This window comes from Postechiella marina, from assembly GCF_039538365.1.
In the GTDB taxonomy this organism is placed as follows: Bacteria; Bacteroidota; Bacteroidia; order Flavobacteriales; family Flavobacteriaceae; genus Postechiella; species Postechiella marina.
Map to the genome: position 1 here is coordinate 1 of NZ_BAABCA010000002.1, position 15,900 is coordinate 15,900.

Consider the following 15,900-nt stretch of genomic DNA (forward strand, 5'->3'; position numbering starts at 1 on the left):
AAATGCAATTAATTTATACAATGAAATAAGATTACACTTATCTTTAGATTATAAAACACCAAATATGGTATATAAATTATCAGCGTAAATTCAATTTTAACCTGTAGCCATATTTCAGGACGAGACAATCATTTTCCAAATTTACAGCCTACGATTTTGCATTTACCATTGCTATTGGTAGCATTATATCTTCCACATTAACATCAAAAACATCGGTTATTCATGGTACAGTAGCCATTGCAAGTTTATTACTTTTAGCTTATGTTACTTCTATATTACAACGTCAATTTTCTTGGCTAAGTTCTGCTATTTCTAACACACCTTTGTTATTAATGAAAGACAACCAAATATTAGAAAAAAATTTAAAACATGCCAGAATAGAAAAATATAGAATTAGAAATTATAAAAGGCGTTAAAGTTTAACCTGTTGCAAAAACAATACAAAACCAAGAAGATTAACAAAATAACTTTTGTTAATCTTCTTGGTTTTGTAGCCTTCTCACTGCAGCTTTTGCCCAGTTTTTAGACCGATATCCAAAACACTCTAAAATAGCATCTACACCTAGTAAAGTACCTTGAGCCAATCTTCCTAACACCGCCAAAGGCAATTTAATATTAGATTTAGCTATTCCATTCTTACAAGTTTCTACACCTAAATTATTGTGTATTGGTTTAATATATCCCGACTCTAAAAGTTGCCTAATTAAAGGAGTTTTTACATCTAAAACCTTAGGAGCATCTAGTACAGAATTAATCATAACGTTGGCTGTATGCTCTACATTTTCTGCATCTAAAAGCCAACCTTTTGGAGTGCACTCAATATCTGGATCATCAATAGCTTTTACACTCATAACACCAGCATTAATTAAAGCTAATAATTGCTGAAGACTAGCTACTGGCGGACCAAAAGTAAGTCGTTTTAACTTCTCATCTAACGTTACTATTTCTAGTGTTACACTTTTTTTAAATTTGTTATAAGACAAATATTTATAATGTGTTGGTTGGCAATGACGCCAAACTTGCCCTATACAATAATCGAGACTAATTAAGTTTTCTCCTGTTGCCATACCCACATACTTCTCCATGATTACCTTAACACTCAAGCAACTAGAAACCAATACACTGTCTTGTGTTTTATCGTTTTTTACATATCGTTCTATTATATTTTCTAGTTTAGAAATGGTGTAGTTATGCACAACACTTTTATTTTCTAAACTTAAAAACACCTCTGCAATTATAGTAGCCATTGCTCTTACTAAAAAATCTACAGACCTAATGTTTTCGGGCTGTGCTGTATGTTTAGTTATTTTAGAAATTAAAAATTTAAGCTGCTCTTTTGTAGGCTTAAACCAATTATCTATGGTTTTATTTAAAGGTTTGGGTGCCATAGGCAATCCATCTAAAGAGAAAGGGATAATTTTTTTTGGACAAGACGCTCCAGGATAAAAGACCATTTCTTGTGTATGCGCGTTTACCACCTTAAAATGGCTATTGGTATAACTTACCAAACCTCTTACTACATCTATCATGGCAAGTCCAAAACCACGAATAGCAACGCGACTGCTACTATTAATAAAATTAGAATTAAATACTCCGCTAATTGGATATGGCTGTTCAAATAATTTTACCGCATCGTTTGTAGCTTCAAACTCTTTCCAATTCTCAATTTGTTTTTTAGCTTTTGTAGGCTGATGCCCAAGTGTTAAAACAACCTCATCTACCTTGAAATTTTGCTGGGTTTCATCTGTAATTACAAATTGATTATTTACATGGTTTACAGACACAACCAAATTTTGGTAAGCTGTTAAAACACCTAATTCTTTTATTCTTTTTGAGATAGAACTATATCGTGCTTCTAGATACTCGCCCAATAACGCACGTTGGGGAAAAACATCTATATTTAATTTATTTACAGATGTATTACCCTTCCAGGCCTTATAAGATGGAAATCCACCTATTATTTCACCTTGTAAATTTATATCTTTTCTACCAGAAAGAGTTAATGCACGTTCGCTAATGTTTAACCAATTGCAAGATGTTTGTTCAGAGTTGTATACTTGTCCGCTGCCAAAACAACCTGTACGCTCAAAAATAATAACACGAAGATTAAAAATATTTTCTGCTTTTGAATAAGCAATAAGCAAATCTTCTAAAGCAGATAAACCTCTAGGTCCACAACCAATAATAGCTACCGTTTTTTTCATATTTATAATTTTTACAAATGTGAATTAAAGTTATAATTTAAAGACACTCAAACAGACTAAATATTAACTCTTAAAATAAACGTTAGCACTCAACTCTTTTTCAGCTAAGAAATGAGCCTAGAATGTTATTAATATAAAAGATATTAATTAACTTTGACTTATATACTATAATTTTTTAGCACTTTGAAAATTTATGTCTCTTTTGACGGTAACCGCACTCTCAAAGCCTTTCTTTCTGACAAATTAAAGGCACTAGATTTTAATTGCAAATTAAATGGCATTAATGAAATTGAATTGGATGACAATTTAAGCTCAGAAAAACAGAATGAATTATTTAATGCCTTAAACCATTACCATATAGAGGTTATAGAAGACAAAAAAATTGCCATAATAGAACGTATTAAAAACTCTATTGATGAGATGTTAAACAATGAAGACGCTCAATTGATTAATAGTTCTGACTTTTTAGCAGATAAGTTAAATTACTCTTACACCTATTTATCTACGCTATTCTCTGAAGCAACATACACATCCATAGAAAATTATATTATTTTAAGAAAAGTAGATAAAGTAAAATCTTTGCTTTTAAAAACAGATTTAACATTAACAGAAATAGCGTTTAAACTAAATTACAGTAGCGTAGCGCATTTATCTGGGCAGTTTAAAAAAACAACAGGGTTAACACCATCCACCTTTCAAAGAATTATTGCCAAACGTAAACTTACTCAACAAAACAATTTATAACTAAAATGCTAAAAATAATTCTAACCGACGATGACGAGGATGATCGCTTATTTTTTAAGGAGGCCATAGATGATATTTCTGTTGAAACTGAATTAAAACTCTTTAACCATGGTCAAGATCTAATTACATATCTTACAACTCCTAATGTTGCATTACCAGATTTACTTTTTTTAGATTTAAATATGCCTATTAAAAACGGTATGGAATGCTTAAAAGAAATTAAAGCAAATAAAGATTTACAGCATATAATTATTGCAATTTACTCTACATCGTCGTCAGAGCAAGATATAGAAGACACCTTTGTAAATGGTGCTAATATTTATATAAAAAAGCCAAGTTCTTTTAAAGCGCTAAAAAAAGCGGTAGAAAAAGTACTTAAGGTAAATTGGCAATACCACACTTCTAATTTTAACAGAGATACTTTTTTATTGAGAATTTAATGGAGAATAAAACCGATTTTACTACCACTATTAAAGGCTATAAAGTATCGCTAGCTTTGTCTGGGTTAATACTTGTAATACTTTTTGGTATTGTAATTTATCAAATTTTAAATTTACAGCAATCTGGTAATTTAGTTGCAAATCATCTTGACGAAACTAGAAATATTAACCAGTTGGTAATAAATCTAAACAAATCTGAAGAACAATTTATAGAGTCTAAACTAACAAATACCTATCTAGACTCGATAATTATAGATAATAACAAACTTATTAAGGATTTAGATGTAAACTATAGGAGTTACAATAAATTTCTTTCTACACATAACAGGCTTTACAACCTTTTAAGGTATTACTTAACATCTCCACACGATGTATCTAAGGCAGAACTAAAAATGCTTTTTTCTAAAGGCAGAACGTTTAAAAACAACCTTTTAAACGAACACAAAACAAAACTACTATCCATATCTCAAAACTTTAAAAGTCAAAATAAAACCATTCCAAAATTCTTTCTATTTGCAACTGTTATTACATTTATTGTATTATCTATTTCTGTTTATCATTTATTAAGATCTAGAAAATCTAGCAACGAAAAATCTAAGATTCTTGATGCCATTTTAAATAACACCAACGATATTGCCAATTTTTACAAACCGGTATATTCTGTCACTAATGAAGTTGAAGACTTTACTATTACCTACGCCAGTAAAGCAAATTTAACCTTAACAGATGTTCCTTTTAAAAATATTTTAAACAATAAAGTATCAGAAGTTTACCCATTTTTAAAACCCTCAGGCTTATTTAATCAATTGGTATCTGCATATGTAAAACAAGAATATTTCGAAAAGGTACTAGAAATTCCTATTAAAGAACAAATAAGATATTTTAAAGCACGTTACATACCTGTAAAATCGGGTTTACAAGTTATGATTACCGAGCTTACCAATTTATATAGTAAACAAAATGAACTGGAAGAGGCCAATTATGAGCTGTCGCTTATTAATGAAGTGTTTAAAGAATCTGAAAAAATTGCCAAACTAGGAAGTTACATTTGGACTATTAATGAAAATCATTTTGCTTTTTCTGATAACGTTTATAAAATTTTAAACCAGAGTAAAAGCGAAATAGATTTAACGTATAAAGGACTAAGAGATTTTGTTCACAACGAAGATTTAGAGATATACGTAGATCAAATAAATAAAATACTAAACAACCAAGAATCTATTGAGTTTAATTTTAGAATAGTAACTCCAGATGGTGATACAAAATACATTTACACAAGTGCAGATTATGATGATAGAGATGGAGAACCTATTATTATTGGAGTAATACAAGATATTACGCAAAGAGCGAGTAACGAAAATAGAGTTAGAGAAAAAAACATTGAGCTAGAACGACGTAATATGGAGCTAGACTCATTTAATCGTGTAGCGAGTCATGATTTACAAGAACCGCTAAGAAAAATTCAGATGTTTATATCTCGTATTAAAGAACTGGATTTTGACAATAAAAACGAAAAGTATCAATTATATTTTTCTAAGATTGAAGATGGTGCCACACGTATGCGATCGCTTATTAACAACCTTCTGGCCTTTTCTAGAGTAGACAGTAAAGATTACCAGTTCGAGTTTACTAATTTAAATACTGTTTTTGAAGAGGTTTTAGAAACCTTCTCTGAGACTATTAAACACCTTAAGGTTAATATTGAAGTAGATAAACTACCTAATGTTTATGGTATTCCGTTTTTATTAGAGCAATTGCTTACTAACCTAATAAGTAATTCTTTAAAATACATGGCTAGAGATCGAGATACAAAAATTATTATTCAGAGCTCTAAAATTCATTACAAACAAATTCCGCAAGAATTTATTAAAACACACGCTTACTACCATGTTATTAAAGTTATAGATAATGGTATAGGCTTTAATCAAACAGAAAACGAAAAAGTTTTTGAACTCTTCCAAAGGCTTCATGAAAGAAACGAATATTCTGGAACAGGAATTGGGTTAGCTATATGCAAAAAGATCGTTTTAAAGCATCATGGCTTTATTTCTGCAAATAGCATTGTAAACAAAGGTTCTATATTTACCATTTACTTACCTAGCGGAAAATTAAAAATGCTTCCTAAAAAAGGATAGACATTCCTTTTTTACATTAAAATAGCACAACCCTTTTAACAAATTTTAAGAGACACACCGTTTTTTTTTAACTAAAACAACCACAAAATCAAACCTTTATAGCTATTGTTATACAATTATATAACGAAGCGAATAATTATATAACAGATTCCTAAAATTGTGTAAATTAAAATAAGGCATCTGGTTGCATCTTTGTATCATAATATTTAAACAATCACCAATTATGAAACATCTACATATAACTGCAACAAATTTCGACACTATACTTAAACAACTTCAAACGGTTTTAAAAGGTAGTATTAAACAAAATCTTAAAGAACATATTTTAAAATTTGATACTTCTTTGGGTTATGGTACTATAAGAGGAACAAAAAGTAAAGGAGGGATATCGTATTTAGAATTTGATGTTACATTTAATGAAGATATTAAATTAACTATTGCTTCTCCTGTAAAAACCGCAATTAACTTTGCTTATTGCTCAGAAGGTAAAATGGCACATACGTTTAAAAACACTTCTAAAAGAATTGAACTAGAAACGTTTCAAACAGCCATTTTAGCTAATGTAGAGCAAGAAAACAACATGCTTTACTTTTACAGAGGCATGCAAGTAGTTATGTCTTTAATTAGTGTTAATACACGTTTTGGTAATGTAGGTGATTTTGCTATAAACAAAGAATTAAGACAGCGTTATATTGAAGACAGAACAGAGGATGTTGCTATTGTAAGTTCTTATAATTTAAAAATTGCAGAACGTATTAAGCAATTACAAGCCATAAAGCAAGAAGGTGTTGTTAGAGCTCTTCTTATTGAAGGTTTAGTACATGTAATTTTAGCTTTAGAAATAGAACAACATAAAAAAGATACACTAAAAAAAGAAAACGCCACAGGTTCTTTAACTTGTAAGGAAATGGTTAAGGTAAAAGATTTATCAGAATTTATATATAATTTCCCAGAAACCAATTTAACGGTTACCGAGCTATCTCATAAAATTGGTTTAACACCAACTAAACTTCAAGAAGGTTTTAAATTAATGCATAACAGAACAGTAAACGATTTTATTAGAGATGTAAGAGTTACAAAATCTGAGGTTTTAATAAAAACAACCGATATGAATATTTCACAAATATTATACACATTAGGTTTTTCTAGTAGAAGTTATTTTTCTAAAATTTTTAAAGAAAAATACAACTGTTCTCCTAGCCAATATAAACTTCAAAATAAGTTAGCTGTGTCAGCATAATATATATAAAACAAATAAATGTATAACATAAGTGTTAATTGTAAAAAAACCTCGATATCGAGGTTTTTTTGTGTGTAAACAGTAATTATTTAAAATTGAGCTTAACGTTTTTCTAAAAGTAAATTATTAATTGTTATACTGGAGAAGTGCTTATAAGTTTTCTAAAATATGCCCATCAGATTGATTATCTGCTATTCGAGCTAACCTATCGTTAATGTTATAAGTAAAGTTTGTTATGTTTTCTAAATCTTTATACAAGGCTTTATAATTTAACTCTTTTGCAAACCTAACCGCAGCATTATAAACTGCAGTTTTGTATTGATTTATACGATCTATATGACTTAAAATTCCAGAATCGCTTACTGGACCTTCTTCTAAATAAAGTTCAGATTTAGAAATAATACCTTTTAAACCCTGACACTCGTTTTGTAATAAATCAATATTCTCTTTTTTTGCTAATTGCTCCAAATCGTGTAAGTTAGAGTTTAAAGTTATATATTGATCTTCTAGCGCAGCTTTTAAAACATAATCTTTACTTGCCTTTTTAAACTTTGGCAGTACATTTTTGCTTTCTAACTCTAAAAAATATAAATCTTGTATTTGCTGGTTAAGTAATGTTTGTGTTTCAATAGATTTCATTCTTATCTCTTTCATAACACCAAAAATAAAGCGTTTCAAATTTTAGATTAACTCTATTAATAATTTCATTAACTCTATTAATTTATCGATACCTTTACTTAGTTGTTTTACGCGTTTTAAATATTAAAAAACTAATAAATCAATTCGCTTCTACATTTATCTATGTGTGAGTTTTTAATTTATTTATTAACTATAAAAGCATGAATAACACCTGGCAACCAAGCTAATAATGTTAGCAGAATACTTATTAAAAGCGTCATGCTAACACCGTGCTTTAAAGCAACAGATAATGGTGGAAAAAGAATGTTTAATATAATTGTTAAAATAGACATAATTATTATTTTTTAATTTATGAGAAAATTAATGCTAAACACTTGAATTGATTGATGGAAATACATTTACAATTAACGTATTTAATTTAAAGTGTTATGGTATTACGATAAATAAAAGCGAAAGTAAAAGCTATAACAGAAATTATAATTCCTATCATAAATATGTAATATGTAAAACGTAAAAGTCTATACTTGGAGTCGAGAACAGATCCTAAAAAATATAAATCGGTTGTTAAAGTATTATAAACATCACCCTTATTTTTTATTAAATTAGTTATTGCTTTTTGATAACGACTTAGTTCCATTTTATGAAAATTACCAAAAAAAGCAAGATTAACAGATTTGTTTTTTAAATCTTTTTCTGTAAACTCTCCTCGTGTAACATTTGGTTGTGTAGCTTTAATAGATAATATCATTGAAATAATAGAAAACAGGACAAAAATAATTGTGGGAAATATTAAGTACCTGTTTGAAGGGTTATCTAATTTTGATAATAAGTTAGCTAGTACTAAAGATATTATAATAGCATTTACAGACAAAAGAATGTTGGCCTTAGTATCTGCTATATCACTTAATTTTGTATGATTTCGTAGCGCAACCCTATAAAAAGTTTGGATACCTCGCTCTGGGCTAGTACTTTTATATTTTTCTTTGTAGTAAGCTTTAAGTCTTTCCTTTTCTTCTCTTTCGTCAAGCTTTTTTTGCTCATTTAATAAATTAGCTAAGTTCTTAACTTTTCTGCCTTGCCAATTTTTTAAAGCGTAAGTTGTATAGTATTTATGAGAAGAAAGAGCTGCAGTTTGTTGCTCAAACCATTTGTCATTTTGTATGGTAGAACCTAATTTTTTTTCTATTTCTTGTTTTAATAAACTTCTATATTTAATAAACTTCTTTTCTCCATACTCGCAAAAATAGATATCTAAAACAGCTTCTTCTAATTTCGTTTTTGGCTCTTTAGTTTTTAAAACCTCAATGCTCTTTATTATTTTTTGCTTATTACTGTTAGATACTCCCTTAGTATTAAAATAATTAATAGCAACATCTACACTTTCTTTGTAAGGCGCATTATAATTTGTTAAGAAACCCGTATTGCTAAAAGCTAGAGCTAGCTGTATAATAGAAGCATCAACCGAGTTAAGTTGCTCCCCTTCTATTAATTTGTTCGCCTTTTTAAGTCGTTTAATGGTATGGTAATAGTTGTGATAGGTTAATTTACTACTGCCTTTAGCTTTATATAAATTATAAACAAATTCGTCAATATCATCAAAAAGTTCTAACATAATAGTGGTTTTTATCAACCACAAAGTTATATCAATCTATAAGTAAACTTAATTCATAAGCATTTTTAACTAACTGTTTTAAGTATCGATATTGCTGTATTATCTAGGTTATAGTAAGTAAAAAAAGAAACCAATAGCCCTCTAAATAAAAACACCGAAGATTTCGCTTCGGTTATTATATATAGAGAGACTTAAACACTTTAAACTCTCAAAATAAATTGTTAACTGTAACAAGCATCAAAACCATAAGTTTTTCTATCTTATACAAGATGTTTTTAACTATTTTGGCTTATAATCACGAGATATAGTTACATTAAAATTGTTACTAAAATAATAAGAATTAACACGATTCCCACAAAATAGAATCCGTATTTGGTAATCTTATCTTTCTGGAAAATATAATTACCTTTCTCATCTTCTTTATCCTTTACAAATTCAAAATTTTCTTCGCCTTGTTTCATTTTAAAAAGTTTAATATTATTAATATCTCAGAGTAAACTCAAAGTTCTTCAAAAGTATACATGTCTTTCTGTTTCGATTAACTGCATTATTAAAAACTTTAACTCTATACAGAATAGCATACTAAAACGCAAGAAAACCGCAATACGATTAATTAAAAACGCGATAGCATTAATAGAGAAACACGATTAACTCTAATTTTGGAGAATGGAAAATATATTAGTAGCCGGTGCAAATGGCACCACAGGAAAAAAAATAATAAACATTTTAACTGCATCTCAATATTTTACACCAGTAGCCATGGTTAGAAAAAAAGAGCAGTTAGAACAATTTGAAAAAGAAAACATTAAAACCGTTTTAGGAGATTTAGAAAAAGATATTTCTCATACTACAGAAGGTATTGACAAGGTAATATTTGCTGCTGGATCTGGTGGAAAAAAAGTAACCGAAGTAGACCAAGAAGGCGCAAAAAAGTTAATTGACGCTTCTAAAGATAAATCTATTAAAAAATTTGTAATGCTAAGTTCTATGGGTGCAGACAACCCAGAACAGGCAAGCCAACTTAAAGATTACTTAAAAGCAAAACACAATGCAGACGAGTATTTAAAATCGAGCGATTTAAACTACGCCATTATAAGGCCAGGAAGCCTTACCGATAATAAGGGTTCTGGAAAAATCGAGCTTAAACCAAGTCTTAACAAAAAGGGTTCTATTAGTAGAGATGATGTTGCACAAACCTTAGTAAGAACACTGCACGACGATGCATCAAGTAATGTAACTTTTGAAATTATAAAAGGTGATGTATTAATAGGTAAAGCTTTAAATACATTGTTATAATCATTATAAAATGATGCGGTAATTAATAGTGCATATCATACAAATAAGTTAGAAAAATTAAATATATGGAAATTCGGAAATTCGATGTTGTAGTTATAGGAAGCGGAACAGCTGGACAAACTGTAGCTACAACTTGTGCAAAAAACGGACTAAATGTTGCTATTGCAGATAACCGTGTATTTGGAGGCACTTGTGCTAATAGAGGTTGCGACCCTAAAAAAGTACTTTTAGCAGCTACAGAAGCCATACATATCTCTAACAATTTACAAGGCAAAGGTATAGACACATTACCACAATTAAATTGGGGCAATTTACAAAAATTTAAAAAAAAGTTTACTAAGGCTGTTCCTGCAGGAACAGAGTCTAAATTAAACGATTTAGGTATACATTTATACCACCAAAGTCCAAAATTTATTGATAAAAACACCTTAAAAATAGAAGGAAAAACGGTTAAAGCTGCTAAAATTGTTATTGCAACAGGACAAGTGCCTAGACCGTTACATTTTAAAGGTAGTCAATTTTTAAAAACTAGTGACGATTTTTTAAACCTCAAGAAACTACCCAAACATATTACATGCATTGGTGCTGGTTATATAGGTATGGAATTTGCCCACATCGCTGCTAGATCTGGAGCAAAAATTACAATTATAGATAATGGAAAAAGACCTTTAAATGCTTTTGATCCAGATCTAGTAGAATTATTAGTAAGCGTATCTAAATCTATAGGAATTGAATTTATATTTAATTCTGATGTCACTCAAATTAAAAAACTCAGAAAAAACCTAAAAATTACCTACACAAAAAAAGGCAAGAAAAAAGAGTTAAAATCCCGATTTGTTTTAAATACTTCTGGTCGTATTCCAGCTATTAACCAACTAGATCTAGACAAAGGAAATGTGGCTTATTCTAAAAAGGGTATTCTAGTTAACAAACACCTACAAAACCCAACAAATTCTAATGTTTATGCCTGCGGAGATGTTTCAGACCATAGTTTAGCATTAACACCTTTATCTGGACTTGAAGGTATAGTAGTTGCCGAAAACATAATTCATGGAAACAGAAAAGAAATTGAAGCTACCAAAATTCCCTCAACAGTATTTACACTTCCACATTTAGCCTCTGTTGGGCTCACAGAATCTGAAGCAAAAAAACGATATAAAAACATCATTATTAATTACGAGTCTGTACCGCAATGGTTTAATGCTAAACGTTTGCAAAGCAAAGCTTATGCTTATAAATTAATAATTAACAAACTTACCAACCATATTGTTGGCGCACATTTGTTATCAGAAAATGCAGGAGAAACCATTAATCTTTTTGCTCTAGCTATAAATAATGAAATATCTGCAGAAGCGTTAAAAAGAACGATATTCACCTACCCTTCTTTTAGTTACGATATAAAAAGCATGCTATAAATGATTTCAAACAATACATCTGATAAATTTAAGATTAAAGATTTACCGTTTTTAATATATAAAACATATAAATCTTGGATTGCAGACGACCCTTTTCGTTTAAGCGCCATTGTCGCCTATTATGCTGTATTGTCTCTACCTGCTTTATTAATAATAATTATTAACATAGTGGGTTCTATATGGGGTGTAGAAATAGTACAAGGTCAATTAACAGATGAGTTTTCTTCGGCGTTGGGTAGCGATGCTGCAGAATCTATAGAACATATTATTGCAGAAACTCGTAACTCTGACAAAAACTTACTCTCTACTATTATAGGTATTGGTACATTATTATTTGGTGCTACAGGTGTTTTTTACCAACTTAAAGTCTCACTTAACGAAATATGGAAAATTAGTCCAAACTCAGACGCCAAAATTTCAAAAATCGTAGTAGATCGTGCTTTAAGTTTTGCTTTTATTTTAGTTATTGGATTTTTACTACTTATAAGTTTTATAATAACTACGGGTATTAGCGCTTTAAACAGTTACATTCGTAAAGTATTGCCAGACATACTAATTTATATTGCCTATACTTTAGATTTTGCTGTGTCTGTAGGCATTATTTCTATACTTTTTGCATTAATGTTTAAATATTTACCCGATGCCAAAATAAAATGGAAAACCGTTTGGATTGGAGCCATACTAACTGCATTTCTATTTGTTATAGGCAAACTATTATTAGGTATTTATTTTGGGCAAGCTAATCCTGGGTCTACCTATGGAGCTGCAGGTACCATTGTACTTATTTTACTTTGGGTATCATACTCATCACTCATCCTCTTTTTTGGAGCAGAATTCACTTATGTTTATGCAGAATGCTACGAACAAAGTATAGAACCTAAATCTATCGCTCAGAAAAAAGTGTAATTACATTACCCTATTAGCGTTAACCTTTAAATTAATACAATTAATAAATCATGCCTTAAATACGGACATTTGAAGAGGTAATGATAGTTTCATAGTCCTCAGAAAAGAATAACAAACTAAGCATCAACATAAAAAAGCATAATAATTATATTAAACACACGTTGCAAAGACCTATAAAAAAGCTTCGAAACATATATACGCTACAAAATAAATAAACAATTAATATCTCCATGAAATATATTAGTCCACATATTATAAGACAACTATTTGTACTGTTACTAATTATTTTAATGGGTACACTTATTTTTCAAGAAATGTTACCGTATTTAAGTGGTGTTCTTGGAGCAATTACAATTTATGTCATACTTCAAAAACCAATGAAAAAATTGGTGCAAAAAGGTTGGTATCCTAACCTAGCTGCTATATTTTTAATGCTTATTTCTTTTATATGCATACTTATACCACTTACTGGTCTTGGACTAATGATGGGTAGTAAAATACAAAATGCAGTAGATAATTCTCAAAAGGTAATTGACGCTACAAAGCAACAATTAGCACATGCAGAATCTTATTTTAATATAGATATGGCTTCAGAAATTGATACTAGCGCTATTACAAGTTGGCTGTCTGATAACCTTCAAAATTTTGCAGGAGGCACTTTTAACATGGTAATTTCCATTACTATTATGTATTTTGTTTTATTTTTTATGCTTACAAACAGAAAAGCATTAAAAGATGCACTATTCGAATATATTCCAATAAAAGACGACAATTTAAAAACCATAGGCAAAGACACTGTTGGCAAAGTAAAAGCCAATGCATTGGGCATACCTCTTGTAGCTCTTGGTCAAGGTATTGTTGGTCTTGTAGGCTTTCTTATTTTTAATGTACCAGACCCTTTTTTCTGGGCTGCAATTGTAACTATTGGATCTATGATTCCCTTTGTTGGTAGTGCATTAGGCACAATTCCTGTATTTCTCTTAGCATTATCTAATGGTGCTACTTTACAAGCCTGGGGAATTCTTATTTATGGTATTGTTGCCATAGGCGCAACAGATAATGTTTTTAGACTTTATATACTTAAAAGGCTTGACAATGTACACCCATTAATTACGCTAATTGGAGTATTGGTAGGTGTTCCCTTATTTGGTTTTATAGGTTTAATTTTTGGTCCTTTACTGGTAAGTTTATTCCTTATTGTACTTCGTATTTATAAAAATGAATATGGACAAACCGAACAAAAATTATAATGTAGCTTCTCCATTATATAGAGGTTAAAATCGACATAAAAAATTTAGCATACCATATCTATGTACTCTTGTTTGCTAAAACTCACCTGTTCCGTATTGATATTTTGTTAGAACATTAAAAGAAAAATTGAATCCTAAATACATTGTAAAAAGCCAAATTACTTATACTGTTGCCTCTTAAATTAGTAGCTCTGTTAAAAAGGTTATCTTGTATTATTACTTTATAAGCAAACAACTTCATCCCTAAATAATACTCTATAAAAATCTCGTTTAATTTTGTTTTTGTTTTTGCGCTGTTTTGCGTTGCAACAGACTCTGCTACCTTATTTAACTGACCTATTCTACAGTTTATTTGAGGCCATAAAAAAGCAAATACATGCCCTATGGATGCTTCAGTATTAACATAAACATCTAGCAAAGCAGTATCATAAATACGTTTTTTTAATAGCATTAATATTGAAGCTAAATAAGCTAACCTAAACTGCTATTACGTTGTATTATTGATAGAATAGAAACATTAACTCACAAATTCTGGTTACACAGATTAAAAAAATTAAATATGAAAATAGGAATTATAGGAAGTGGAAACATTGGAGGAAGTTTAGGAAAACATTGGACCCAAGCAGGCCATGAAGTCATTTTTAGCTCAAGACACCCCGAAGAATTAAAAAGCTTAGTAACAGAAGCTGGTAAAAATGCTACAGCAAAGTCTATTACAGAAACATTTGAAGCTAACGCCGATGTTTATTTACTAGCCATGCCTTTTAAGGCAGTAGATAAAATTGCAGAACTTTACGCAGGCGAATACGCAAACAGTGTTATTTTAGATGCCACAAACCCTTATCCAGAACGCGATGGCGATATGGCACAAAATGTTAGAGATGCTAATTACAATGCGTCTGAATATACTGCCATGAAATACAACACAGCAAGAACAGGAAAAGCTTTTAACACCATTAAAGCCAGTTATTTAAAAAATTATGCTTCTAGAACGCAAGATAAATTAGCCATACCATTTGCAGCGCAAGACGAACACAGTAAAAAAATAATTAAAGAATTAATTGAAGATATTGGCTTTGACAGCGTTTATGTTGGCAATTTAAGCGATACCAAAATAATGGATCCAGAGCAAGATATTTACGGAATATCTGTTTCTAAATCAGAACTTTTAGACAAGATATATACACTAAAAGCTAATTAAATACACATTTTAAAACAATAACCTTAAAATAACATTATGCAAATTATATATGAATATCACAACGTTTCTGCCAGTAAGGGACTAGAATTAATGGCAAAAGAAAAATTAGAAAACCTAAAGAAAAAATTTGATTTTGTACATCGCGCCGATGTGTTTTTTAAATTAGAAAATCGTACCGATAACGAAGAGCAAATATGCGACATACGCCTAAGCATGATAGGACCAAGACTTTTTGCTTCTACTAACGCCGAAACATTTGAAGCTGCCATATCTGAAACCATAAGAGATTTAGAAGATCAACTAACGAAAAAGAAAGGAAAAATGAGAGCTAGATAGTTTTAATGTTCAGAATATTTTAACGCCTACTCACATTAATAAATAAAAATATACATATGAAAACTAAAGAGAACAATAAAAAACAAGATTATAAATCGGATATCACTAAAGATGATTTACAAGCCATAGGAAAAAAAGGGCTGAGAGCAGACTCTGAAGCAGACCGATTGTTATTAAACAGAAAAGAAAAAGTTGACTTTACAGGTAAAGATTTAGACCTTCCTGGAATAACCCACAAGACTAAAAATATAAGTAAAATAATTGCTGATGAAGAAAATACTTTATACGGACAAGGAGGAGAAAGTAAAGAAAACTTAGAAGCACCAGAACGCGCTAACTTAAATAAAAGTTAATTTACAAACAGAATACCAACAGTAAAAAATAGCCCTTCAATTGAAGGGCTATTTTTACATCGACTTATTACAAATATGCATTTAGTATAATTCAAATTAAAATAAATACCATTTTCTACTTCCTAGTTT

The 15,900-nt window shown here is 29.9% G+C and carries 17 protein-coding genes; 11 read left to right on the forward strand and 6 right to left on the reverse strand.

The genetic code is table 11. The features are described from left to right. Positions 1-473: 473 nt before the first annotated feature. Positions 474-2,204, reverse strand: coding sequence for an FAD/NAD(P)-binding protein (locus ABD715_RS03800; RefSeq protein ID WP_344786758.1), 1,731 nt, complete (start codon positions 2,202-2,204; stop codon positions 474-476). Between the two features lie 183 nt (positions 2,205-2,387). Here ABD715_RS03800 and ABD715_RS03805 point away from each other — a divergent pair, with 183 nt between their 5' ends. The 4 genes from ABD715_RS03805 to ABD715_RS03820 all read left to right on the forward strand — a co-directional run bounded on the left by ABD715_RS03805 (position 2,388) and on the right by ABD715_RS03820 (position 6,763). Next, positions 2,388-2,948, forward strand: a complete 561-nt coding sequence (locus ABD715_RS03805) for a helix-turn-helix domain-containing protein (RefSeq protein ID WP_344786759.1) — start codon at positions 2,388-2,390, stop codon at positions 2,946-2,948. A gap of 5 nt (positions 2,949-2,953) precedes the next feature. Continuing rightward, complete coding sequence (locus ABD715_RS03810) at positions 2,954-3,388, forward strand: response regulator (protein ID WP_344786760.1); 435 nt, start codon at positions 2,954-2,956, stop codon at positions 3,386-3,388. Further along, positions 3,388-5,523 (forward strand): sensor histidine kinase, encoded by a 2,136-nt coding sequence (locus ABD715_RS03815; RefSeq protein ID WP_344786761.1) that lies wholly within the window; start codon positions 3,388-3,390, stop codon positions 5,521-5,523. The genes ABD715_RS03810 and ABD715_RS03815 overlap by 1 nt, the downstream gene beginning before the upstream one ends. A gap of 223 nt (positions 5,524-5,746) precedes the next feature. Next, on the forward strand, positions 5,747-6,763 hold the full coding sequence (locus tag ABD715_RS03820) for a helix-turn-helix domain-containing protein (protein WP_344786762.1): 1,017 nt from the start codon (positions 5,747-5,749) through the stop codon (positions 6,761-6,763). A 150-nt stretch (positions 6,764-6,913) separates the two neighbouring features. Here the strand turns inward: ABD715_RS03820 and ABD715_RS03825 are convergent, their stop codons facing one another. The 4 genes from ABD715_RS03825 to ABD715_RS03840 all read right to left on the reverse strand — a co-directional run bounded on the left by ABD715_RS03825 (position 6,914) and on the right by ABD715_RS03840 (position 9,475). After that, positions 6,914-7,441, reverse strand: coding sequence for a DUF892 family protein (locus tag ABD715_RS03825; protein ID WP_344786763.1), 528 nt, complete (start codon positions 7,439-7,441; stop codon positions 6,914-6,916). A 140-nt stretch (positions 7,442-7,581) separates the two neighbouring features. Next, positions 7,582-7,734 (reverse strand): YqaE/Pmp3 family membrane protein, encoded by a 153-nt coding sequence (locus ABD715_RS03830; RefSeq protein ID WP_344786764.1) that lies wholly within the window; start codon positions 7,732-7,734, stop codon positions 7,582-7,584. A gap of 86 nt (positions 7,735-7,820) precedes the next feature. After that, positions 7,821-9,014 carry a Pycsar system effector family protein gene (locus ABD715_RS03835; RefSeq protein WP_344786765.1) on the reverse strand — a complete coding sequence of 398 codons (1,194 nt, stop codon included), beginning with the start codon at positions 9,012-9,014 and terminating at the stop codon, positions 7,821-7,823. Positions 9,015-9,322: 308 nt separating this feature from the next. Then, positions 9,323-9,475: a hypothetical protein gene (locus tag ABD715_RS03840; protein ID WP_344786766.1), complete on the reverse strand. Its 153-nt coding sequence runs from the start codon at positions 9,473-9,475 to the stop codon at positions 9,323-9,325. 205 nt (positions 9,476-9,680) lie between these two features. Here ABD715_RS03840 and ABD715_RS03845 point away from each other — a divergent pair, with 205 nt between their 5' ends. From ABD715_RS03845 to ABD715_RS03860, 4 genes are all read left to right on the forward strand, one after another. Next, entirely contained in the window at positions 9,681-10,310 is a 630-nt protein-coding gene (locus tag ABD715_RS03845; RefSeq protein WP_344786767.1) for an SDR family oxidoreductase, read from the forward strand. Between the two features lie 65 nt (positions 10,311-10,375). Next, positions 10,376-11,725, forward strand: coding sequence for a dihydrolipoyl dehydrogenase family protein (locus tag ABD715_RS03850; RefSeq protein ID WP_344786768.1), 1,350 nt, complete (start codon positions 10,376-10,378; stop codon positions 11,723-11,725). After that, positions 11,726-12,631 carry a YihY/virulence factor BrkB family protein gene (locus ABD715_RS03855; RefSeq protein WP_344786769.1) on the forward strand — a complete coding sequence of 302 codons (906 nt, stop codon included), beginning with the start codon at positions 11,726-11,728 and terminating at the stop codon, positions 12,629-12,631. 230 nt (positions 12,632-12,861) lie between these two features. Continuing rightward, positions 12,862-13,881 carry an AI-2E family transporter gene (locus tag ABD715_RS03860; RefSeq protein WP_344786770.1) on the forward strand — a complete coding sequence of 340 codons (1,020 nt, stop codon included), beginning with the start codon at positions 12,862-12,864 and terminating at the stop codon, positions 13,879-13,881. A gap of 115 nt (positions 13,882-13,996) precedes the next feature. Here ABD715_RS03860 and ABD715_RS03865 read toward each other — a convergent pair whose 3' ends face one another. After that, positions 13,997-14,332 (reverse strand): hypothetical protein, encoded by a 336-nt coding sequence (locus tag ABD715_RS03865; RefSeq protein ID WP_344786771.1) that lies wholly within the window; start codon positions 14,330-14,332, stop codon positions 13,997-13,999. Positions 14,333-14,440: 108 nt separating this feature from the next. Here ABD715_RS03865 and ABD715_RS03870 point away from each other — a divergent pair, with 108 nt between their 5' ends. The 3 genes from ABD715_RS03870 to ABD715_RS03880 are packed head-to-tail and all read left to right on the forward strand — an operon-like array spanning position 14,441 to position 15,771. Beyond that, positions 14,441-15,082: an NADPH-dependent F420 reductase gene (locus ABD715_RS03870; RefSeq protein ID WP_344786772.1), complete on the forward strand. Its 642-nt coding sequence runs from the start codon at positions 14,441-14,443 to the stop codon at positions 15,080-15,082. A 36-nt stretch (positions 15,083-15,118) separates the two neighbouring features. Beyond that, the gene (gene hpf / locus ABD715_RS03875; protein WP_344786773.1) at positions 15,119-15,418 is read left to right on the forward strand and encodes a ribosome hibernation-promoting factor, HPF/YfiA family; all 300 of its coding nucleotides are present in this window, start codon (positions 15,119-15,121) and stop codon (positions 15,416-15,418) included. Positions 15,419-15,474: 56 nt separating this feature from the next. Next, a complete protein-coding gene (locus tag ABD715_RS03880; RefSeq protein ID WP_344786774.1) occupies positions 15,475-15,771 on the forward strand; it encodes a hypothetical protein in 297 nt (98 codons plus the stop codon). The last annotated feature ends 129 nt before the right edge of the window (positions 15,772-15,900 follow it).

Excerpts from the sequence above, each read along its gene's own strand:
- ABD715_RS03880 (WP_344786774.1), top strand. The coding sequence starts at position 15,475 with ATGAAAACTAAAGAGAACAATAAAAAACAAGATTATAAATCGGATATC.
- ABD715_RS03835 (WP_344786765.1), bottom strand. The coding sequence starts at position 9,014 with ATGTTAGAACTTTTTGATGATATTGACGAATTTGTTTATAATTTATAT.
- ABD715_RS03870 (WP_344786772.1), top strand. The coding sequence starts at position 14,441 with ATGAAAATAGGAATTATAGGAAGTGGAAACATTGGAGGAAGTTTAGGA.
- ABD715_RS03845 (WP_344786767.1), top strand. The coding sequence starts at position 9,681 with ATGGAAAATATATTAGTAGCCGGTGCAAATGGCACCACAGGAAAAAAA.
- ABD715_RS03860 (WP_344786770.1), top strand. The coding sequence starts at position 12,862 with ATGAAATATATTAGTCCACATATTATAAGACAACTATTTGTACTGTTA.
- ABD715_RS03830 (WP_344786764.1), bottom strand. The coding sequence starts at position 7,734 with ATGTCTATTTTAACAATTATATTAAACATTCTTTTTCCACCATTATCT.
- ABD715_RS03840 (WP_344786766.1), bottom strand. The coding sequence starts at position 9,475 with ATGAAACAAGGCGAAGAAAATTTTGAATTTGTAAAGGATAAAGAAGAT.
- ABD715_RS03820 (WP_344786762.1), top strand. The coding sequence starts at position 5,747 with ATGAAACATCTACATATAACTGCAACAAATTTCGACACTATACTTAAA.
- ABD715_RS03800 (WP_344786758.1), bottom strand. The coding sequence starts at position 2,204 with ATGAAAAAAACGGTAGCTATTATTGGTTGTGGACCTAGAGGTTTATCT.
- ABD715_RS03850 (WP_344786768.1), top strand. The coding sequence starts at position 10,376 with ATGGAAATTCGGAAATTCGATGTTGTAGTTATAGGAAGCGGAACAGCT.
- ABD715_RS03815 (WP_344786761.1), top strand. The coding sequence starts at position 3,388 with ATGGAGAATAAAACCGATTTTACTACCACTATTAAAGGCTATAAAGTA.
- hpf (WP_344786773.1), top strand. The coding sequence starts at position 15,119 with ATGCAAATTATATATGAATATCACAACGTTTCTGCCAGTAAGGGACTA.
- ABD715_RS03810 (WP_344786760.1), top strand. The coding sequence starts at position 2,954 with ATGCTAAAAATAATTCTAACCGACGATGACGAGGATGATCGCTTATTT.
- ABD715_RS03865 (WP_344786771.1), bottom strand. The coding sequence starts at position 14,332 with ATGCTATTAAAAAAACGTATTTATGATACTGCTTTGCTAGATGTTTAT.
- ABD715_RS03855 (WP_344786769.1), top strand. The coding sequence starts at position 11,726 with ATGATTTCAAACAATACATCTGATAAATTTAAGATTAAAGATTTACCG.